General features: G+C 63.4%; 10 protein-coding genes and 1 pseudogene. 2 read left to right on the forward strand and 9 right to left on the reverse strand.

Annotation, left to right across the window (positions count from 1 at the left end):
* Positions 1 to 445 precede the first annotated feature (445 nt).
* A complete protein-coding gene (locus K2O50_RS18040; RefSeq protein WP_050705017.1) occupies positions 446 to 2,386 on the forward strand; it encodes a methyl-accepting chemotaxis protein in 1,941 nt (646 codons plus the stop codon).
* Positions 2,387 to 2,577: 191 nt separating this feature from the next.
* Positions 2,578 to 3,744, forward strand: coding sequence for an MFS transporter (locus tag K2O50_RS18045; RefSeq protein WP_050705016.1), 1,167 nt, complete (start codon positions 2,578 to 2,580; stop codon positions 3,742 to 3,744).
* A gap of 95 nt (positions 3,745 to 3,839) precedes the next feature.
* Here K2O50_RS18045 and K2O50_RS18050 read toward each other — a convergent pair whose 3' ends face one another.
* From K2O50_RS18050 to K2O50_RS18090, 9 genes and pseudogenes are all read right to left on the reverse strand, one after another.
* Positions 3,840 to 4,436 (reverse strand): putative adenosine monophosphate-protein transferase Fic, encoded by a 597-nt coding sequence (locus K2O50_RS18050; RefSeq protein ID WP_050705015.1) that lies wholly within the window; start codon positions 4,434 to 4,436, stop codon positions 3,840 to 3,842.
* A gap of 2 nt (positions 4,437 to 4,438) precedes the next feature.
* Positions 4,439 to 4,606: a YhfG family protein gene (locus K2O50_RS18055; protein WP_156329610.1), complete on the reverse strand. Its 168-nt coding sequence runs from the start codon at positions 4,604 to 4,606 to the stop codon at positions 4,439 to 4,441.
* Between the two features lie 73 nt (positions 4,607 to 4,679).
* Positions 4,680 to 5,453, reverse strand: a pseudogene (locus K2O50_RS18060) (ABC transporter ATP-binding protein/permease); the annotation flags it as partial.
* 74 nt (positions 5,454 to 5,527) lie between these two features.
* On the reverse strand, positions 5,528 to 5,704 hold the full coding sequence (locus K2O50_RS18065) for a hypothetical protein (RefSeq protein WP_156329609.1): 177 nt from the start codon (positions 5,702 to 5,704) through the stop codon (positions 5,528 to 5,530).
* Between the two features lie 137 nt (positions 5,705 to 5,841).
* A complete protein-coding gene (locus K2O50_RS18070; protein WP_050705014.1) occupies positions 5,842 to 6,114 on the reverse strand; it encodes a colicin immunity domain-containing protein in 273 nt (90 codons plus the stop codon).
* Between the two features lie 312 nt (positions 6,115 to 6,426).
* Complete coding sequence (locus K2O50_RS18080) at positions 6,427 to 6,864, reverse strand: hypothetical protein (protein WP_259470162.1); 438 nt, start codon at positions 6,862 to 6,864, stop codon at positions 6,427 to 6,429.
* Positions 6,861 to 19,730, reverse strand: a complete 12,870-nt coding sequence (locus K2O50_RS18085) for a filamentous hemagglutinin N-terminal domain-containing protein (RefSeq protein ID WP_050705013.1) — start codon at positions 19,728 to 19,730, stop codon at positions 6,861 to 6,863. Before K2O50_RS18085 ends, K2O50_RS18080 begins: the two co-directional genes overlap by 4 nt.
* A gap of 113 nt (positions 19,731 to 19,843) precedes the next feature.
* Complete coding sequence (locus K2O50_RS26715) at positions 19,844 to 19,978, reverse strand: hypothetical protein (protein ID WP_256205979.1); 135 nt, start codon at positions 19,976 to 19,978, stop codon at positions 19,844 to 19,846.
* Between the two features lie 182 nt (positions 19,979 to 20,160).
* Positions 20,161 to 21,978: an ABC transporter ATP-binding protein/permease gene (locus K2O50_RS18090; protein WP_050705012.1), complete on the reverse strand. Its 1,818-nt coding sequence runs from the start codon at positions 21,976 to 21,978 to the stop codon at positions 20,161 to 20,163.
* Between the last annotated feature and the right edge of the window lie 157 nt (positions 21,979 to 22,135).

Below are 22,135 nucleotides of genomic sequence, written 5' to 3' on the forward strand. Positions count from 1 at the left end.
CACGCATAGCCGCCATTGGAGGGCCCGAACCGCAGACTGCCGGCAAGGCCCAAAAGCGCTTTCGCGTTGTACCTGTACGGGCTTGCACACCCGGTCGTTGAATCAGCAACGACAGGCCGAGACTAAGGAATGCGACTGGCCAGAACAACAGCTGAAAGGCCGTAAAAGCATGCTTGGGAAACGTCCTACGTGAAATAGGGAAAGTCTTAGTAATCCGCTTGAAACAACTGTCCTGGCCTCATCGCGGGGCAAGCCCGCTCCCACGCATTTCCTCCTATTTGCCCTGCTACTTGCCCTGAAAGTCAGGACAATTTCTTATTTTCCTGTACACGAAATATCTACTAAAGGTTTATATTCCGCCCGCCGAAACAGAAAAGGTAGCAAGTGGCCACCACTCCATCGAAGCGGCCATGTACACCCTTCACTCTCACGGATGGGCGTCACCATGAAAATAAAAAACAAACTGATCCTGGCCTTCGTACTGGTGGCCTTCATCCCGGTGGCCCTGGTCGGCGGGATCTCGGTGCTGAACATCCGCAGCGAGGCGGTGGACCAGTTCCTCGACGGCAGCACCCGGGAAATCCGCCAGATCGACGGCAACATGCGCCAGTTCTTCGATGGCACGCTGCAGAACGTCGATCAAATGGCCAAGGATCCTGTATACACCTCGGTCACCTCGCTCAAGGACTACACCGGCGCCGATGCCGCCCGCCAGCCAATGCCCGAAGCCGCGCAGAAGGTGATCGACGCCTTCGCCCGCTACGGCACCACTCACCCGGCCGCGGCGATCCTGTCCATCGGCCTCGAGGACGGCAGCTACGCCAAATGGCCGGACGACCCGCAACTGGCCAAGTACGACCCGCGCACCCGCCCCTGGTACAAGGCTGCCATGGCCAGCCCGGACAAGACCGTGCGCACCGCCGCCTACTACTACGACAAGGATGACGTGGCCCTGGTCGGCACCGCCCGGGCACTGCTCGACGAGGCCGGCAAGGCCAAGGGCGTGTTCGTGGTCAGCGTGTCGTTGAAGAATCTCACCGAGCTGGTCAAGAGCATCAAGCTGGGCGACAGCGGCTACGTGATGCTGATCGAGGACGGCACCGTGCTGGTCGACCCGCGCAACGCCAGCCACGGCTTCAAGCAGCTCAAGGACCTCGGCGCGCCCTACGCGCAACTGGCCGCCACTTCCCAGGGATCCACCGACGTGGTGATCGACGGTGTGCGCTACATGGCCAATGTGTGGACCTCACCGGGCCTGGGCTGGCGCTTTATCGGCCTGATCGAGTACGACGAGGTGATGGCCGCGGCGACGCGCATGACCTATGTCACCGCGTTGATCGTGGTGGTGCTGGCCCTGATCTTCGCCCTGGTGGCCGCGGCGTTCTCGCGGGTGATCGTCAAGCCGATCGGCCAGGTCAGCATCGGCCTGCAGTCGATCGCCGAGGGCGAAGGCGACCTGCGCCGCGACCTGCAGGTCCAGGGCAAGGATGAAACCGCCGAGCTGGCCGGCTGGTTCAACAAGTTCCTCGCCGCCATCCGCCAGCTGATCCAGCGCATTGGCGCGGCCTCGACCAACCTGCACGAAGCCTCGCGCAGTAACAGCGAGATGGCCGGCAACATGAACGAGGCCGCCGGGCGTCAGCGCGAGGCAGTGGAGCTGGTATCCACCGCGTTCAACGAGATGGTCGCCACCGCCAACGAAGTGGCGCGCTCGTGCAGCAGCGCCGCCGACGCCGCCGAGCACGGCCACCGCCGGGTGGCCGAGGGCAAGCAGCAGATCGAGGCGACCACCGACAACGTCAATCGCCTGGGCCGGCGCCTGAGCGAGTCGTCCCAGGCCATGGTCGAGCTGGAGGAAGGCAGCCGCAGCATCAACCAGATCCTCGGCACCATCCGCGCCATCGCCGAGCAGACCAACCTTCTGGCGCTCAACGCCGCCATCGAGGCGGCCCGGGCCGGCGACCAGGGCCGTGGCTTTGCGGTGGTGGCGGACGAGGTGCGGGCGCTGGCCAAGCGCACCGCCGACTCCACCGGCGAGATCGACCAGTTGCTCAACACCTTGGGCGGCAAGACCCAGGAGGTCTCGCAGAAGATGGAAAGCTGCCTGGACCTGTCGCGGGCCAGCGTGTCGTCGATCGAAAGCGCGCGGGACAGCTTCGAGGGCATCCAGCTCTCGGTGAACGAGATCCGCGACCAGAACCTGCAGATCTCTGCCGCCGCCGAGGAGCAGCACAGCGTGGCCGAGGAGATCAACCGGCATATCCAGCAGATCTACGACGAGGCACGGCTGGTGGAGGGGCTGGCCAGTTCCGCCCAGGCCGACTCCGGCAGGCTGGCGCAGCTGTCAGACGAGTTGAACGGGTTGGTGGGACGCTTCAAGTCGTGACCTTTGGCTTCACGCGGGCCCTGTAGGAGCGGCCTTGTGCCGCGAAAGGGCCGCAAAGCGGCCCCGGCAATTTCTGCATCACCGCTGAAATCCTGGGGCCGCTACGCGCCCCTTTCGCGGCACAAGGCCGCTCCTACAGGGGTTGCGCATGGCTCGGCTACAGTGAACTCGACACCATCCTCGAGAGCACCATGCCCAACCACAGCCCCATCCCCCGCAGCGTCTGGGCTTTAGGCTTCGTCTCGCTGCTGATGGACATCTCCTCCGAGATGATCCACGCCCTGCTCCCGCTGTACATGGTCACCGTGCTCGGCACCTCGGTGCTGGCCGTGGGCCTGATCGAAGGCATCGCCGAGGCGACGGCGGCGATCACCAAGGTGTTCTCCGGCGCCCTCAGCGACCGCCTGGGCAAGCGCAAGCGGCTGACGGTGATCGGCTACGGCCTGGCCGCCGTGACCAAGCCGATCTTCCCGCTGGCCCCCGGGCTGGAATGGCTGACCGCGGCACGCTTCGTCGACCGCGTCGGCAAGGGCATCCGCGGCGCGCCACGGGACGCGCTGATCGCCGATGTCACCCCCGCCGCACTGCGCGGCGCGGCATTCGGCCTGCGCCAGGCGCTGGATACGGTCGGGGCGTTTCTCGGGCCATTGCTGGCGATCCTGTTGATGTGGCTGACCGCCAGCCACTTCCAGACGGTGTTCTGGGTGGCGGTGATTCCGGCGTTCATGGCGCTCTATGTGCTGGTAGCCTTCGTCCGCGAGCCCGAAAAACCGGCTGCGCTCGACACAGTGGCCGTGCCTCTGGCACTTCGCGAACTGGCCCGGCTGGGCAACGGTTACTGGCGCCTGCTCATCCTGGCCACGCTGTTCACCCTGGCGCGCTTCAGCGAAGCATTTCTGCTGCTGCGCGGCCAGGCGCTTGGCCTTGCCCCGTTGTGGGCACCAGCGGTGCTGGTGCTGATGTCGCTGGCGTATTCACTGTCGGCCTATCCTGCCGGGGCACTCTCCGACAAGGTTGGGCGACGCGGTGTGTTGATGCTCGGGCTGGCCCTGCTGGTACTGGCCGATCTGCTGCTGGCCTGGTTGCCGGGCCTGTCCGGCCTGACACTGGGCGTGATCCTGTGGGGGCTGCACATGGGGTTCACCCAAGGCGTGTTCAGCGCTTTGATCGCCGACAGTGCACCCGAGGATCTGCGCGGGACTGCGTTTGGCGTGTTCAACCTGGTGACGGGGGTGGCGTTGCTGGTGGCCAGTGTGCTGGCCGGAGGGCTGTGGGACTGGGTGGGATATCAGGCGACGTTCATGGTGGGGGGCGCTTTCGCGCTGGTCACGCTGATGGGGCTATGGCTTACCCGGTGATAGGCCATGAAGAGCAGCCTCGTTACCTGTGCTGAAGCTGTCGCGGGACAAGCCCGCTCCTACAAAGGTTTAAATCAGCTCGCGGAAATCGGACTTCACTTGATTGCCGACAAACCCAGGGATTGGTGAAAAATGCGCTCCAGCGCCGAGTAATCACAAACAACTGCGGCAATGTTCGCTTCGACCCATGCATCGGGTTCAACCTGCCACCAATCGATCTGAAAACCCGCATTGAGCAGTAGATGCTCGAACAGTATGCGCTGTGCCCGCCCATTGCCCTCTCGGAAGGGATGAATCATATTCAGATCCCCAAAGCTTTCAGCAACAGCGGCCACCAAGGCGCCACGATCATGCCCCTCGAACCACTGCCTGTTTGCCATCCTGGCGAAGACCTTGCCGGCTTCGGGCTCGATCCGACTTAGATTGCAAAAACGGGTCTGGCCTTTCGAAATATCGAGAACACGCAGCTCGCCCGCCCAATCGTAGACATCCCGAAAAAGCGAACGATGAATCTGCTTCAAGTAGGCAAGATCATAGGGTGGCAGACTGAATTCGATCTCGCTCGCGGCCAGCTCGGAGAAGTCCCGCTCGGCCCTGCACAGCTCATCGTCATCATGAATACCGAGCCGATTGCGCAAAACCGAGGTGCCGGCATAGCAATAAGCATCCTGCCCGACCCCGTATTTATCCAACGTCAGCTCTGCTTGCGGTATTTACGCAGCAGTTCCTCCCGGGTGGGAAGCTCACGCTCAGCCGCGTCCGGTGACACGGTGAAGCCCTCTAGCCGCAGGCTGGCTACATAGTTAGAGCGACGTGTCTTGGCACAGTAAGCCTTCTTGGTTTCCAGGCTGATCCCTTTCACCTTTACACACCTTGATGGGTGAACACATCGCGATTATAGCGGATCGAAAGAAGCACCGTGCTACGTATAGACGCTAGGCAGGCACCTCCGTCGCAGGCTGCTGCTCCAGCAACGACCATCCCCCCTGCCCGTCCACCACCAGCCGATGAGAGTGGAACCCCGCCAGGGTACTGCGGTGCCCGACACTGACCAGCAGCGTCGCCGGCAGCTCCGTACGCAGCAGCGAATACAGCGCATGCTCCAGCCCTTCGTCCATCGCCGAGGTGGACTCGTCGAGGAACACCACCTGCGGCCGGTTGAACAGCACCCGGGAAAACGCCAGGCGCTGCTGTTCGCCGAGTGACAGGATCCGTGACCAGTCGCGCTGCTCGTCCAGCCGCTCGGCCAGATGGGCGAGGTTGACCTGGCGCAGGGCCTGCTGCATGCGCGCATCATCGCCGGACGCGCCCTGCGCTGGATAGGCGATGGCGGTGCGCAGGTCGCCCAGCGGCAGGTATGGGCGCTGCGAGAGGAACAGCGCCTGCGTCCCCAGTGGCCGCCTGACCTCGCCCTCGGCATACGGCCACAGGCCCGCCAGGGCACGCAGCAAGGTGGTCTTGCCACTGCCCGATGGCCCTTTGATCAGCAGCGCCTGGCCGCTGTGCAAATTCAGGTCAAGATCGGCGATCAGCGCGTGGCCGTCGGGGCGGCGCACCTGCAAGCCCTGGATCCCCAATGCGTGTTCCTGATCCACGCTGACTACGCGCGGCAACTCGCTGGCCTGCTGGTTGGCGTCGAGAAAACCGGTCAGGCGGTCGAGGGTGGCGCGGTACTGGGCGAAGGTGTCGTAGGACTCACGGAAGAATGACGAAAAAGCGAAAAAGGGGACAGATTTATTTTCTCTACTCTAATTTCGGCCTACCCTGCCTAACAGCTAGATCGCTACGCTCCAGGAACCAAATTTAGAGTAGGAAAAATAAATCTGCCCCCTTTTCCTTCGTCCCCTTTTCCTTCTTGCATTGCGCTCGCGAACATATCAGTGCCTGATGCATCGTAATAGGGGTGATTTTGTGCTGCACGAATCTCAAACCCCAGCACTCCCGTTTTATCCACATTCACGACCAATCCTGCTACGCCCTCAGGATTACCGTACCTAAGAGTAGCACCCCCATTGGACACACTCATCATAAAATCATTTTTGACATCTACTTTTGGAATAGGTGACTGAATTCTCCACAATTCTCCTTTTGCACCAACTAACCAGCGACTATTTCTTGCATCAAGCTCGCGACTTTGGATTTAAGCATTACATCGTCGAACTCATACTCTTCCCTTGATTCATCTGACTCGTACATATCCGCAGCACAAAAAATGCTGGACAAGCACTCGCTCAGCGAAGGCTCATCTAGTTGAAGGAGATTCCTATCTCGCTCAATTTTCCAAAGTTCAATATACGCCTCAGAAAAAACTTCGGCTGTCAGCCTTCCGGCCACATACGATCTTGCAAACTCCAAGAGAGTAAGACTCATCGTAGAACTCCATTTTTAACAAAGTTATCAAACTGCTGAGTTCCTGGCGAGAGCTTAAAGCCCGTCACAAAACCTCCTGACGCATCGAGCACAACAGCGTTGTTGGTGGTCGAATTAAAGAACACCTTGGAGTCTTTTACAAATCGGAGAAAAAAGGAGAAAAAAGGAGAAAAAGGGGACAGATGTATTTTCTCTACTCTAATTTCGGCCTACCCTGCCTAACAGCTAGATCGCTACGCTCCAGGAACCGAATTTAGAGTAGGAAAAATAAATCTGTCCCCTTTTCCTCCAACCCAACCATCGCCCCAAGCATTAAATCATACTACTGACATCTATACGAGAAGAAAAGCGCAGTGATAGAACATGAATAACACCCCTAATATCCCCAGGCAATTCACAAAGACGTAGTCCCGCTTGAGGTCTAGCGATCAAACTGTACCCCCCCAACTGATTAACATCATAACTAAACAAACCTCTACCAGCCATAGCGATAAATGATTTCAAGTATCGCTCCCGCTGCAGGGCGCTATTAAATTTCGGCAAATTTTCCTCAATAACCAATACCCCGACGCCGCCCTCTACGGACAAAAAATAATCAAGACTTTTCTCATATGCAGCAATTGACTCCCTTATCTGCACAGGAATGTAGCCTCGCCCTCCCGTCGCGAAATGCGCCAGCATGCCATCTTGAAAGGAAGCAAACCAGTCGAGATCATTAACCTCTAAGAACTCATCATCCATTTCCATCATTCAACTCCAAACATGCCAATGCAATTATCACAACGAGGAACCACCTCGCCTGTTCGCGGACGTATCGCAGAAGTAAATTTAATGTCACTCAATTTCAATCTTGAATTATTCAATAGCAACTCATTAGCAGCCCTAAACTCAGCACAACGACCCAGCGTGTTGCCACAAGCTGTTTTAACGCCCAACCCCCCCAAACGTTCAGCATATGCAACCAGCTCGGGCGCGATTATATCCGGAACGGCCCCATTCGATGCCGTTACTATCTTACCTGTCAGAGGGTCTACAGCGCCAATTGCGGTAGGTGGCTTGTATTTCCCAAAAGTACCGATATACGCTTCCAGCTGTCGGGTCGCGTCATCAAGAAGCTTACTGGTCTCTACCGCACTTTTTGCCCCCACAACCTCTGCAGCGCTTTTCACCCCTATCCGCTCAAGCAACGGCCCCAACAATTTCCCAAGCAAAGGACCGCCAGGTACAGGCAACAGCGTCGCCGCCACACTGGCATCACTGATCGCCTTGGCATTTGTTGCCTCAATCCAGCGCTGCGTCTCCGGATCATTCGGGTCAACGTTACTTCCCGCCGCAATACATTCCGCGCTGCCACAAGGAAAATACCGCGGAGTGAAGACCTTGCCCTCGACTTCCACACTGGCGCGATAGCCACCCTTTTCATCGAGCACATAACCGGTCAGACGATCCCGACCATTGCCAGCCCCCACACCAGCCTGCCCTTCGTAGGGCTGCGCCGATGGCGTCGTCCAACTGTAGCGGTCCGAGTTGGCCTTGATGTAATCGATGACAGCAGGGTCAAGCCTGGCGAGGGTCTGGACGTAGGTATCCGCGCCCGTCCTCACCCAATGGCCATCTTTGTCGTAGATCTGCCCAGCGGAAGCCACAATGTCGCTGGCCGGGTTGAGCACACCGTCCCGGGTCGAGGCCAGGCGTAACTGCTCTTCGATCTGCCCGACCGTGAAACGCCCATTACTACGCGCCGCCAAGCGCGTGGCAAGGGACTTGTCGTCGTTGTGCAACTGGCGGTTATAACGCTCGGCGTTACCGGCAACCCAACTGGCGATCTGCGGATCGCTGCCTGCCAATGCGCCGGCGAGTACACCGATGACCTGCGCGGTACCAACACGGAACTGATCGTTGGTGGCAAAGCGCTGATCCAGGTACTTGCCCAGCTTGTCGCTTGCAATGGACGTCAGGCCTTCCGACGCTGCGGCCGCCATGGCGCCACTCGTGAAGTCGCCACCACGTGCCTCGGCCAACGCCCCACCCAGCACCGCATGCATCATGACCTTCGAGGCCGTCCCGGGGTCGATCCCCAGCGAATCCGCGAAGTCACCCAGTTCCTTGTTGCTGCCTGCGGCGAGCAGGTCGAAGCCCTCCGAAACCAGGGCTCCGCCCAGGTTGTCCTTGAGACTACCGCCATTGATCGCCGTACTGATGGTACCGGCCACCAAGGCATGGCTGCCGCTACGCAACAGGTTCTGCCCGATGTTGTCCAGGCTGAGCATCTGCGAGGTATAGCCTGGGTTGTTGACGCCACTCTTGGTCAGGATCAACGCGCCATCGGTATTCCAGCCACTCACCAGGCTATCCAGCTTGCCCAAGGCCATTCCGGTAGCCCACTGCGTGGCGTAGCCCTTGATGGCTTGCATGCTGGTGGCGGACTTCAAGCCGGCACCGAGATCGCCACCACCGTTGATGGTACCCACGGCGAGGTTGCTAGCGAAAGCGCCAGCCAAAGGCCCAAGGTAGAAGCTGGCGATGATCGAAATGATCAGCGCAGGGGCAGCGCCCAGACTCGACTGGTTATACTTCCAGCTCTCGTGAACCTCCTTGACCAGCCTCCAGTCGACATCACCACGCGCCTCTGCATCCTTGAGCCAAGCGAGGCCAGGTTCTGCTGCGACCATTGCATCGATCGTCTGGCTGACCGTCTGCTGGTCAACCTGCTTAATGTCGATGTGGATCTTCCCCGCAGCACGAATGGCCAACTGACCCTGGGCGATCAATTCGCTCTGGCGCAGGGTCTCATCCGTGCTGCCTTTGCCCTTCATGCTGGTCCAGGCCATGCTGCTTTTGGACTTCTCGTGACTTTCCTGGCGCAAGTCCTTTACAGCTTCGAAGGTGATGTCGCCGCCGCTCTCCAGCGTCAGGTCCTCGCCACTATTCAGCTTGGCAGCCTGGTACTGCTGATCGCCCTCGCTCTTGATGGTCAAGTTGCCACCCGCGCTGACGGCACTGCCAACCTGGGTCACCTTGGTCACTTCATCACGCTGGGTCTTCTTGCTGCCGAAGCTGCCTTTCTTCTTCTTGTCATACAGCGAGTAATCACTGTCTTCGGCCGCCAGCAGGCCCAGCCGGCCACCGGCGACCAGGTAGGCCTCGTCCCCGGCCTCGACCCGGCTGGCGCTCATCGCCAGGTCCTGGCCGGCGACCAGGGCCACGTCGCCACCTGCCTTGACGGTGGTGGACACCTGTTGCACGTGATCTTCGAGCACCTTGACTTTCTTGGTGTTCGCCGCCCAATGCTGCTCGTTGGCCGCCGAGATCAGGCTCAGGCCAGCGCCGGCCGACATCGCCACGTCGCGCTTGGCCTCGATCTGGCTGGCGATCGCCGCCAGGTCCCGGCCGGCGACCGCCGACAGGTCACGCCCGGCCGTGATAGAAGAGCCGTGCTGGGTGATCGTCGAGCTGCTGTGGCGCGCCGCAGCGTTGGCATTGCTGCCCACTTGCTCGACCACGCCCAGGCTCAGGTCGCGCCCGGCCTGCAAGGTCAGGTCGCGTCCGCTCTGCAACACGCTGGCGCTGCTGATGAGGTCGCGCCCGGCCTTGACGCTCAGGTCGTTGGCCGCCTCGATGCGGGCCGCGCTGTCCAGGAAGTCGGTGCGCTCGCTGATCACACCGTCGCTGCTTTGGTGCACGGTGACGCTGCGTTCGTTGAGCACACTGCCGTTAGCCGCGACCAGCGACACGTCACGCCCGGCGATGATGCCGCCGGCCTTGTTGACGATGTTGTTGCCGGCCAGCAGGTCCAGGCGGCCGCCCGCTTCGATCAGGCCGCTGTTCACCAGGTCGTTGCCGACCGTGCCGGTGAGCTTTTCGAGGGCGCGCAGGGTGCCGGCGTTGTCGAGGTTGTGGCCGGCGATCAGGTTGACGTTGTTACCGGCGATCAGCGCGCCGTTGGGCGCCAGGCGTTGCTTGGCGTGGGCCAGGTAGAGCACCGGCGCCAGCACTTCCTCGCCGCGCACCGTGGTCTTTTCCAGCCAGACGATGTCGTGGGTCAGGGCCGCGACCTGCTCGGCGCTCAGGCTCACGCCCACGGCCAGGTTGAGCTGCTGCTTGCTCTTGATGGCGTTGTCCATCAGGTACTTGAACAGCTTCTCGTCGGTGTTCTGGCCGTCGATGAAGCGCTGACCGGTGCGGGCCATTACCGCGTCGCGGATCAGGCGTTGCTCGTAGAAGCCATCTCCCAGGCGTTTGGCGCTCTGGTCGGGGTTGTAGCCCAGGTTAGCGAGCAGGTAGTCCGAACTCATGAACTGCTTGAGGTCGGTGAGTACCGGGTTGGTTTCGACCAGGTACTTGTGCGGCTGCGGTTGCGACTGGCGTTCGGGCAGGCCCTGGACGCGGCTGACGGTCTGGCTGACGAGTGTGAGCGACGGTTCGCTGCTTGGCCGCGAGACCTGCGGCCTCTGCACGCCATCGACCTGCGGTGGCAGCGCCTCGATCCCTTCGACGGAGGCGATATCACCCATTTGGGCGCGCACCGGCTGCAGCGTGCCGACGTCGATGCCACCCACGCTGGGAACCTCGATCGCATGGGCGGCGGCATCGATGTCACCGGTTTCGCGCGCCTCGACGGTCACCGTGCGGGTACTGGCGGCCAGCGGCGTGACCGCGTCCAACTGGAGGGTCCGGCCTTGGCTGTCGGGCAATTGCTGGCGTTGGGCCAGGTCGACGCTGGCCCCGCCAAGGGTCCAGTTCTGCGACCTGCTGCTGCCCTGGGCCGCCTGCGCGCTGTCGGCACCCTGCTCGCTCAGGCGGAACAGGCCATTCTGACTTGTAGGCAGGCTGAAGCCCGGCAGGGTCACCGGATTGACCTGCTGCTGGGCCAGGTCCGGTGGTAGCTGGGTGTTGATCGAGACCGCGGTCGAGTAGCCACTGCCAGCGCCGGTGTCGGTCTTGGTGCGCCCCGCCGAGACGTAGGCATAGTGCGGGCGGATCACGCTGTTGCTGATGTTCTGCGCGGCATTCAGGGCAACGTTGCCGCCGGCCTGGATCACCGCGTCATAGGCCTGGCCATCGCCGTTGCTGTTGGTGACTACCTTCGACAACATGCCACCGCCCATCAGGCTCAGGAAACTGCTGAGCTCGGCCTCGACCGTCGCCGATGGCGTGGGGCTGTTGCGGGCGTTGAAATTGGCCGCGGCCGGTAACGCCGAGTGGATCTGCTTGACGAAGTTCCAGTATTTGCGGGTGGTCTTGATCTCCTGGGCTTGCAAACCTTCGTTGTTGATGGTGACGGCGTTGGCTGTGAGGTTGCCGGTGGCACTGATCGCACTGCTGTGGTTGCTCAACGTCTGGGCGTCAATCAGCAGGTCGGCGCCGCTGTTGAGGTTGGCGGCGGCACTGCTGCGGGTGACGGTCAGGCGGTCGATTTCATCGATCTGCCACAGGCCGTTGCGCCGGCCTTTCTTGCGGAAATCGCAGCCGGGGCCGGGGATCAGGTTGCAATCGAGTTCTCTGATGGTAACCGAGACTTTTTCCGGCTTCGTATGCTCCAGCACGTCACGCACATTGTTGACGGTAGTGGCGTTGATCGTCAGGTTACGGCCGCTCTCGATGGTGCCCGAGCGGTTGTCCAGCAGGTCGGCCTTGGCCTGGCCCGCGTCGCCGGCGATCAGGACGTTGCCCAGGCCATAGACGTCGGCGTAGCTGTTGGTGAATGTGGCAGCCAGCAGGCGCATGTCGCCGCCGCTGGTGATCAGGCCCTTGCTGTTGAGCAGCGCCGGGGTGGTCAGGGTCAGGTCTTCGCCGCTGGCCAGGGTGCCGCTGTTATTGACGCCGGCTGCCGTCAGCGTGAGGTTGTCGGCGGCGGTCAGGCGGCCGGCGTTGTTGAGCTGGCCAGCGAGGTTGAGGGTGGCGTCCCGCCCGCTCGCCACACTACCGGTGGCGCCCAGCTCCAGTTGCCGAGCGTTCAGGCCAAGATTGCCCAGGCTGCTGTAGCGGCCGTTGCCGGTGTAACTATCGGTAAGGGTCAACTGTGCCGAGCCATCACTGGCGATCAGGCCGTCGTTGCTCCAGTTGCCGCCGGTGCCGACCAGGCTGTCCGAGGCCAGCAACTGGCCTTGGGTGGTCTGGTTCAGCTGTTTGACGTTGAGGGTCAGGCGCCCGGCCTGGATCACGCTGCTGTTGGTCCAGATGTCCGCAGTCAGCGTCAGTCCGCCTCGGGTCAGCACGCTGCCGCCGGCATCGAGCAGGTTGGCGGTGGCGACGTCGAAGGTGCCGGCGCCGCCGTGCAACAGGCTGCCGCCCTGGTTGCGCAGGCCGGCGACTTTCAGGGTGAAGTCGCTGTTGCGTGTTTCCAGGTGGCCGTTGCGGTTGTCGAACACGCCGCCGATCTGCAGGTCGGTCTTGCCATCGATGCCCAGGGCGCGCAACTGGCCATCCTGGTTGTCGACGCCGCTGGCCTTCACGGCAAGGGTGCTGTCGCTTTCGATCACCCCGGCACGGTTGCCGAGCTGGCCACTCAGCCCCAGTTCGACCCGCCCGGCGGCGATCTGGCCGGCGCTGTTGTCAAGGGTCGTGCCTTTGAGCTGCACCAGGTTGCTGGCGTACAGGCCGCCGTTGGTGTTGACCAAGGCGGCGGTCTTGATCAGCGCATCGCCATTCTGGGCGGCGATACGACCGTGCTGGTTGTCGAGGCTGCCTGCGGTCAGGTCCAGGCGCTGGCCATGCAGGGCACCGCCCTTGCCGACGCCGTCCTGGCCATTGAGCAGCTTCTGGTCGGCCTCGATGCGCAGCAGCCCCTTGAGGCTGGCCAGGGTGCCACCCTGGTTGCTCAAGGTGCTGGCTTTGACGTCGACGTCCCCGGTGCTGGCCAGCAGCTTGCCGCCCTGGTTGTCGAGCTCGCCATCAGTGGCGAAGTTCAGGCCGCCCTGGCCTTGCATCAGGCCGCCGAGGTTGCTCATCCCGGCCGCCGTTACCTGCAGCTCGGCGCCTTCGCTGTAGATCAGGCCGTCGGCGTCGTTGCGCAGGATGCCGGTGGTGGTGATCGCCATCCGGCCGTTGCTCACCAGCGTGCCGCGCTGGCGGTTGTCGATGCCGCCGGCTCGCAGGGTCAGCAGGCCCTGGCTGGCGATCTGGCCGCCCTGGTTGTCGACCTGGGTCGCTCGCTGCAGCAGCAACGGGCCGCCGCTGGCGAGCTTGCCGTTGGCGTTTTCCAGTTTGCCGAGCAGGTCGAGGGTCAGGCCGCCGTTGCTGGCCAGCGTGCCGGCCTGGTTGCGCAGGTCGGTGGCGGTGACGGTCATGGCCTGCTGGCCATTGACGGTGCCGCCCTGGTTGTCGAGGGTGGCGGCTTGCAGGTCGAGATCGGCACCGCTGTCGATCAGGCCGCCGGCGCTGTTGTTCATCTCACCGGCAATTGTCAGGCGCTGGCCGGCGCCGCTGGAGAGGATGCCAGCGCTGTTGTCGAGGCTGGCGGCCGCGACGCTCAGCCGGCCCTGGCTGACCAGGGCGCCGGCCGTGCTGTTGAGCAGGGTGCCGGACAACTGCACGTCCAGCGCGCCGTTGCGGCTGGACAGCGTGCCCTGGTTGCGGTTGTCGAGGCTCGCGCCGGTCACGGCCAGGCCTTGCCAGCCGGACACCAGGCCGTTCTGGTTGAGCAGGCTGGCGGCGTTGACGGTCAGCTCCTGGCTGCTGATCAGCTTGCCGTCGGTGTTGTCGAGCAGGCCGGTGTTCAGGGCCAGCGCGTGCTGGCTGGAGAGCTCGCCGCCTTGGTTGTTGATGGCGCGCAGGCGCTCCAGGGTCAGCGGCCCCTGGACGAGGATCTTGCCCTTGCGGTTATCCAGGTCATTGCCGTTCAGGTCCAGGGTGACGGCGCCCTCACCGACCAGGCGGCCGCCCGCCAGGGTGATCGCACCGAGGTCCAGGGCCATCGCGCCCTTGGCGGAGACTTCGCCGCCGCTGCCGGTGTCGAGGTTGCCGGCGTGCAGCTCGAGTCGGCCCTGGCTGTTGACCAGGCCGTTGGCGCTGTTGTCCAGGGCCATGGCGCGCAGAGTCAGGGCCTGGCTGGCGCTGATCAGGCCCTGGTCGCGGTTGTCGAGGCGGCCGTCGCTGCTCAGCAGCAGGTCGCCACGGCTGCTCAAGGTGCCGCCGCGGTTGTCCACGGACGCGGCGCGGGCATCGAGGCTGGCGGCGCCAACCAGGCCCTTGGTGTTGTCCAGCAACTGGGCGATACGCAGGGTCAGGCCCTGGTTGCTCAGCAGCTTGCCCTGGGCGTTGTCCAGGTGCCGGGCGGCGAAGGTGAAGGCCTGGGCGCTGGATATCTCGCCCTCGTGGTTGCTGACGCCGGCGAGGTTGTCGAGTTGCAGCGGGCCGAGCGCGTTGATCAGGCCGCCCTGGTTGTTCAACTGGCCGTTGTGCAGGTCGAGGGTCAGGCCGGCATCGCTGAACAGCTTGCCACCCTGCTGGTCGAGGCCGCTGACGCTGGCGGTCAGGGCCTTGGCGCTGCCGATGCTGCCACCGTTGTTCAGTTGCCCGGTGGTCAGGTTCAGGGTGTCGCCGCTGTCGAGGCGGCCGCCCTGGTTGTTCAGGGTGCCGGTGGTCAGCGTCGTCGCGCCTTTGCCGCTCAGGCGCCCGTCCTGGTTTTCCAGGCCGGCGCTGCGCAGGGCCAGGGTGCCGTCGGTGGCCAGCTCGCCGTGCTGGTTGAGCACTTGGCCGGTGACTTCGACCTTCAGGTCCTTGGCGCTGGACAGTTGGCCCTGGCGGTTGTCGAGGCTGGCAGCTTCGAGCACCAGGGTGCCTTCGCTGCTCAGCAGGCCGTCGCGGTTGTCCAATTCGCCCGCCAATCGCAGCACCAGGGGCTGCTGGCTGCGCAGGCTGCCACCGCGGTTGTCCAACCCGGTGCCGGTGAGCGTGAGGCGCTGGCCGTTGAGTTTACCGCCATTGCCGTTCAGCAACTGGGCGACACCCAGGTTGAGGTGCTGGTCGGCCTTCAGCAATCCACCGTCGCTGTTGTCCAGGGTCTGGCCGGTCACGCTGAGGTCGGCGTTGCTGGTCAGTTCGCCCGCTCGGTTGTCGAGGCTGGCAACGTCGAGTTCCAGCGCTTTTGTAGCGCCGATCAGGCCGTTGCGGTTATCCAGGTTGGCAGCACTGATGCGCAGGGTGTCGGTGCCGATCAGCTTGCCGTCCTGGTTGTCCAGGCGCGCGGCTTCGACGCTCAGCGCACCCTTGCCGTGCAGGCTGCCGCCTTGGTTGTCGAGGTGACTGGCGCGCACCTGCGCCGCGCCATCGCCGACAAGGGTGCCGCGCTGGTTGTCCAGCAGGCCGTCGACGGCGACCTGCAGGCCGTCCAGGCTGCTGATCACGCCATCGGCGTTGGCCACGCTGGCGCTGCGGCTGTCCAGGCCGTTGGCGCTGATACGGCCTTTGAGGTTGCTCAACACCCGCTCGACACGCAGGGTCAGGGCCTGGTCGCTGACCAGCTTGCCGTTGCTGTTGTCCAGGCTTCGGGCTGCCAGGGTGAAGGCGTGCTGGCTGGAGATCTCACCGTGCTGGTTGTCGATACCGCCGAGCTGCTTGAGTACCAGCAGCGGCGCAGTGATCACACCGGCGTTGTGCAGGTCGGCGCCGTTCATGTCCAGATCGAGCTGGGCGCTGCTGCTCAGCTCGCCACCTTGCTGCGCGAGGCCGCCGAGGTTGGCGGTCAACATGCCGGCACTGGCAATGCGGCCGTCATTGTCGAGTTGCTTGGCCTTGAGGTCGAGGCTGCCGGCGACAATCACGCGCCCGCCGTCGCGGTTGTCGAAGTGGTCGAGGCCCAAGGTGGCAAAGCTCTCGCTCTTGAGAAGCCCCTGGCCACGGTTGTCGAGACTGGCGCTGGTCAACGTAAGGGCATTGGCGCTCTCGATGACGCCGCCCTGGTTGATCAACTCGCTGGCGCTGACAATATTCAGCACACCATCACTGGAGAGACGACCGTCGCTGTTGTCGATGCGCTGGCCGTGCAGACTCAGGGTACCTTCGCTGCTGAGCTTGCCCGCCGTATTGTCCAGCCCCGCCGTCAGTTGCACCGCCAGGGCCTGCCCGGCGCCGAAACGGCCCCCGGCATTGTCCAGGCGGCTGCCGGTGTGGTGGACATCCTTGGCGAACACCAGCCCCTTGGCCTGGTTGATCAGCGCGGCGACGGTCAGTTGCAGGTTCGTGCCGGCGATCAACTTGCCTGCGCTGTTGTCCAGATGCTGGCCAGCGACCTCGGCGCCGGCCTGGCTGGACAGCTCGCCGGCGCGGTTGTCGATGTGCTCGACCTTGAGTTTAAGTGCCTTTTTCGCCCCGACCATGCCGCCATCACGGTTGTCGAGGCTGCTGCCTGTGAGGTCCAGGTCGCCTTGGGCGACCAGTTCGCCACCCTGCTGCGCCAGCACTCCCACGGTAGCTCGCAGGTCGTTCTTGCTGGAGATTCGGCCCTTGCCATTGTCGATGGCGTCCAGGGTCAGGGTCACCGGCCCCTCGGCATTGACCAGCCCCTGCTGGTTGCGCAGATGCTGGCCGGTCAGGGTCAGGCCCTGCTTGCTGTTGAGCACGCCTTCACGATTGTCCAGCAGGCCGACCTGCAATACCTGGCCCTGGTTGGTGCGCAGAGTCCCGCCACGGTTGTCCAGGTGCGTGGCCTGCAGGTCGATCGCGCCTTTGGCCTGGATGCTGCCCTTGGCCTGGTTGTCCAGCAGGCCATCCACCTTCACGGTCAGGCCGCCATCACTCACCAGACTGCCGGCCTGGCTGTTGTCCAGGCTCGCCGCGCCCACGTGCAACTGTTGCTTGCCCCCCAGGGTGCCGGCTTGGTTGAGCAACGCGCCACGGCTGGTCAGGGCGAGGCCGGCATCGGCCATGACCTGGCCAGCCCGGTTGTTCAGGGTCGCGACGTTGATTACGCCGGCGCCGCTGCTCGAGACTTCGCCGTCGATGTTGAGCAGTTCTCCCGCCAGGGTCAGGTCGAGCCCTTGGCGGCTGCCGAACACGCCGTCGCTGTTGTCCATGCTCGTGGCCGTGGCATTCAACCCGGCCGCCGACACCTGCCCTTTGACGTTGCGCAGCGCCTGCTTGAGGCGAATGTACAGGGCCTGGTCGCTGAGCAGCTTGCCACCACTGTTGTCGAGACCGCGTGCGGCCAGGGTGAAGCCTTGCAGGCTGGAGATTTCGCCGCCCTGGTTGTCGACCTGGGCCAGGTGCTTGAACAGCAGCGGGCCATGGGCGTTGATCAGGCCGGTGGCGTTGTTCAGGTACTCGCCTTGCAGGTCGAGGGTCAGGGCCCCGGTGCTGTAGAGCTTGCCGCCATCTCGCTGATCGAGGCCTTTGATGCGGGCATCGAGCACCTGGCTGCCGGCAATACGGCCGGCCTGGCGATTGTCCACCTGTGCCGCCACCAGCGTCAGCCGCTCGGCACTGGTGAACCGCCCTTGGCGGTTGTCCAGAGTGCCGGTGGTAACCTGCACGTCGCCGTCGCCGCTCAGGGTCCCGCCGCGGTTGTCGAGGCTTGCACTGGTCAGGCTCACGGCACCCGCGCCGAGCAGTTCGCCCTTCTGGTTGCTGAATGCTCCGGTGGTGCCCAGCACCAGGGACGCGGCGCTGCTGGTACGGCCACTGTCATTGTCGGCACTGGCGGCTTGCAAGGTCAGGCCACCATCGCTGCGCAGCGTCCCTTGGCGGTTGTTCAGCCCGGCGCGCAGTTGCATCGACAGGCCTTGCCTGGCATACAGACTGCCCTGCTCGCTGTTGTCCAACTGCACCGCATGCAGATCGACCGTCTGCTGCGCGGATACGAGACCTTTGAGGTGGTTGTCCAGCCGCTGCAAGGTCAGGTGCATATCGCCGTTGGCCAACAGACGACCGCCGGTGCTGTTGTCGAGCTCGCTGCCGGCCAAGGTCAGGTCGGTGACACTGGAGACTTCGCCCTCACGGTTGTCCAGGGTCTGCACAGCCAGGTTCATGGCCTGCCCCGAATTGACCAGGCCACCTTCGCGGTTGTCCAGTCGCGCACTCTCGACCGTCAGCGCATCGTGGGCCGAAACGATGCCATTGCGGTTGTCGAAGTGGCCGACACTGAGAGCCAGGGTGTGCTGGCCGGTGATCCGGCCTTTGACCTGGTTGTCCAGGCTGGAGGCGTTCAGGCTCAGGTGGCTGTTGGCCGCCAGCAACCCGGCCTGGTTGAGCATTTGCCCCTGGATCACGGCCTGCAGCGCGCCCTCGCTGGTGAGCGTGCCGTGGCTGTTGTCGAGGCTGGCGGCAGTGAGTGTCAGTGCCTGACCGGCTATCAGGCGACCCTCGCGGTTGGCCAGTGCCCCGCCGTTGGCTGTCAGCTGGCGCTGAGCGCTCAAGCTCCCGCCCTGGTTGTCCAGGCGCTGGGCGGCGCTGACGGCCAGGTCGCGGCTGGCCACCACATGCTTGCCGCGGTTGTCCACGGTTTGCGCGTTCAGTTGCACATCGCCGCTGGCATTACGGCTGTTGTCGAGGTTGACCCCGGCTTCGATGATGCCGTGGTTGGTCAGGCGGCCGCCGCTGTCGAGGCTGATGCGCCCGGCGGCGGCGAGGGCCTGACGGTTATCCAGGTCACCCTGGGTCGCTACCCGCAGCTCGGTACCGGCGTACACCGCGCCCTGGGCTTCGAGCTGGCGGGCGGTGATATCCACCGCGCCTTTTTCGGCTTTGACTTCGGCCATGTGCAACTGACCATTGGCATCCAGCCGGATATCGCCGCCACTGGCGATCAGTTGACCGTCGAGCTTTACCCCGACACCGTCCTCGGTGCCCACCAGCTTGATGGCCCCGGCATACATGCCGCCCAGGGCCGAGGAGTCGATCGCCAATCGCGGCGCGTCCGTCGGGTTGGCGGCGCGCGCGGTGGCTTGCAGCGTGGCGGCGTCAACATCATTGGCACCGGCGATCACCGCCAGGTTTCGGGCCTGGATCTCGGCGTTGATCTTTGCGCTGCGGGTGACGATCTCGAATTGCTCGACATTGCCGGCATTGAGGCCGCCCCCCTCAATGGCGACGCTGCCCTGTTCCACCTGGTAACGCTGCAACTGGCCGTTTTCGATCACCGGTTTGCCGGTAGTCAGGGTGACATGCGGGGTATTGATGAAACCGCAACCGTTGCAAGATACGCCGTAGGGGTTGGCGACGATGACATGGGCCGACTGTCCGGCCACTTCGGTGTAGCCCTTGAGCTGGCTGGGATTGCTGCCGGTGACCTCGTTGAGGATAACGTTGGCTGCGCGGCCGGCCAGGTTGGGGTTGCCAAGAATGATCCCGCCCAACTGCGTGGACTGGGTGCGTCCGGTGGCGTTGTTGAGGATCACCCCCTGCTGGCCGACGTTGTAGTCGTTGAACGTGTTGTGCGACAAGCCGCTCGCCGTGGGCGTGGCGATGTTGACGATGGGCACGCCGTTGCCGGCCTGACCCAGTTGCGTCGCGCCGCCGTTGACCACGATGCCGTCGGCCATGGCCACCAGCGGCTGCCAAAACATCATGTTCGCCAACATGAAGGCCAGGCCACGCTTGGACAGGCCCCAGAACGTGTCACGCGGTTTCAGGGCAGCGGAAGGCTGGCGGGCCAGGAAGGTGAACTGACGAACATCCATGTCGGGCATCTCGGTTGTAAAACGGTGTTGGAGCAGCAGAACGAAGTTTCAGCGCAGGCCATCGCGCCAGCCACAGTGGCTGGAGCACATCAGGCGCGGGCATGCGCAGCCGTTCAGGGCAGACTGGCCAGCTGCAGGTGCGTGGCCATGTCGATGCAACGGCAGGTAGGCGGGTGGCGCAGGCAGCCACCGCGGCGATTGGAGGGGCCATCGGCGCACAGGCGTGCGCCTGAGGTGGAAAAGTACATCCTCGATCCTTCGAAAAAATGCTGGTGCAAAATCGATAAAGCGAATGATGTTAAATTGACATCAATTTGACGTCAATTAAACATCGACAAGACCAGGCATCCTGGGCCGTGGAGAAATGAGCCAGCACCGTACGAAAACCATCAAAACCGGCCCCCATGACTGAGCCGGCACAATCGCGGAATCAGGCAGGCGTACCGACCGCAGGCTGCTGCTCCAGCAACGACCATCCCCCCTGCCCATCCACCTCCAGCCGATGAGAATGGAACCCCGCCAGGGTGCTGCGGTGCCCGACACTGACCAGCAGCGTCGCCGGCAGCTCCGCGCGCAGCAGCGAATACAGCGCATGTTCCAGCCCTTCGTCCATCGCCGAGGTGGACTCGTCGAGGAACACCACCTGCGGCCGGTTGAACAGCACCCGGGAAAACGCCAGGCGCTGCTGTTCGCCCAGCGACAGGATCCGCGACCAGTCGCGCTGCTCGTCCAGCCGTTCGGCCAGATGGGCGAGGTTGACCTGGCGCAGGGCCTGCTGCATGCGCGCATCGTCCCCTGGGGCGCCCTGTGCCGGGTAGGCGATGGCGGTGCGCAGGTCGCCCAGCGGCAGGTACGGGCGCTGCGAAAGGAACAGCGCCTGCGTCCCCAACGGCCGCCTGACCTCGCCCTCGGCATAAGGCCACAGGCCCGCCAGGGCGCGCAGCAAGGTGGTCTTGCCGCTGCCCGATGGCCCTTTGATCAGCAGCGCCTGACCGCTGTGCAAATTCAGGTCGAGATCGGCGATCAACGCGTGGCCGTCGGGGCGACGCACCTGCAAGCCCTGGATCCTCAATGCGTGCTCCTGATCCACGCTGACTACGCGCGGCAACTCACTGGCCTGCTGGTTGGCGTCGAGAAAACCGGTCAGACGATCCAAAGTGGCGCGGTACTGGGCAAAGGTGTCGTAGGACTCACGGAAGAACGACAGCGAATCCTGCACCTGGCCGAACGCCTGGGCGGTCTGCATCACGTCGCCGAGCTTGATCGCGCCGCTGAAGAAGCGCGGAGCCTGGAGGATGAACGGGAACACCACCGCCACCTGGCTGACGCCCAGGTTGAAGCCGCTGAACTTGAGGTTCCGGAACACCAGCGCCCAAGCGTTGCCGATCAGCGCGAAGAAGCGCCCGAGCAAGGTGCCCCGCTCCACCTGCGCGCCCTGGTAGAAAGCGATGTTCTCGGCGTTCTCGCGCAGGCGCATCAAGGCGTAACGGAAGTTGGCGGTGAGTTTCTCGTTGAGGAAGTTGAGGCGGATCAGCGGCTGGCCAAGGCGGAAGGCAATCCAGGTGGCGATCAGCACATAGACATACACGGCGAATACCATCGCCCGGGGGACTTCGATGCCGGCCACCGCCAGCGGCGCGGAGAGGCCCCAGAGAATGCCGGTGAAGGCCACCAGCGACACCAGTGCGCTCACCGCCCCCAGCGCCAGCGACACGGAGCCGGTGACGAAGGCGTTCACATCCAGTTCGATACGCTGGTCGGGGTTGTCCACCGGCTCGGTGAGGAACTGCCCACGGTAGTAGGCATCGCCGTGCATCCAGTCGGCGGTCAGGCGCTCGGTGAGCCACACCCGCCAACGGATGTTGAACGCCTGGGTGACGTAGAAGGCGAACAGCGAGCGCAATACATGAATGGTCGCCAGCACCGCGAACACCCCGAGCAGGTACCAGAACGCGGTCTGGTCCAGTGCCTGCAAGGCGCTGTAGAAGCCGTTGTACCAGAACGAGAACAGCACGTTCAGGCGCACCGCGAACAGCGTCAGGACCAGCAGCAGGGCGAAGGCCAGCAAGGGCCGCCAACTGCGACGCAAGCTGAAATAGGGTCCGGCCAGTTGCCAGAACTGAGCCCCCCAGCGGGTGTAGCGCACCGCCAGCAAGGCGGTAATGGTGAAGCAGACAAGGGTGACCAACGAGGCGATTGCCAGCCAGCTCAGGCTCTCTTGCAGGGCCTGGTGCCAGTTCATGTCCATGGTGCGCGTCCGTAGAGGCTATTTTTGCGAGCGTAGCACCGGACATGCATTAACCCTGCAAACATGACGGACATTTCATCCTGGCCATGCGCTGCGCCAGCATCTGCGCAGGACTTGTCAGGGCGCGGATAATCGCGGCACCGTCACCGCAGAACCA

Origin of the sequence: Pseudomonas sp. 2hn (assembly GCF_019646095.1) — a bacterium.
GTDB classification, from domain to species: domain Bacteria; phylum Pseudomonadota; class Gammaproteobacteria; order Pseudomonadales; family Pseudomonadaceae; genus Aquipseudomonas; species Aquipseudomonas peradeniyensis.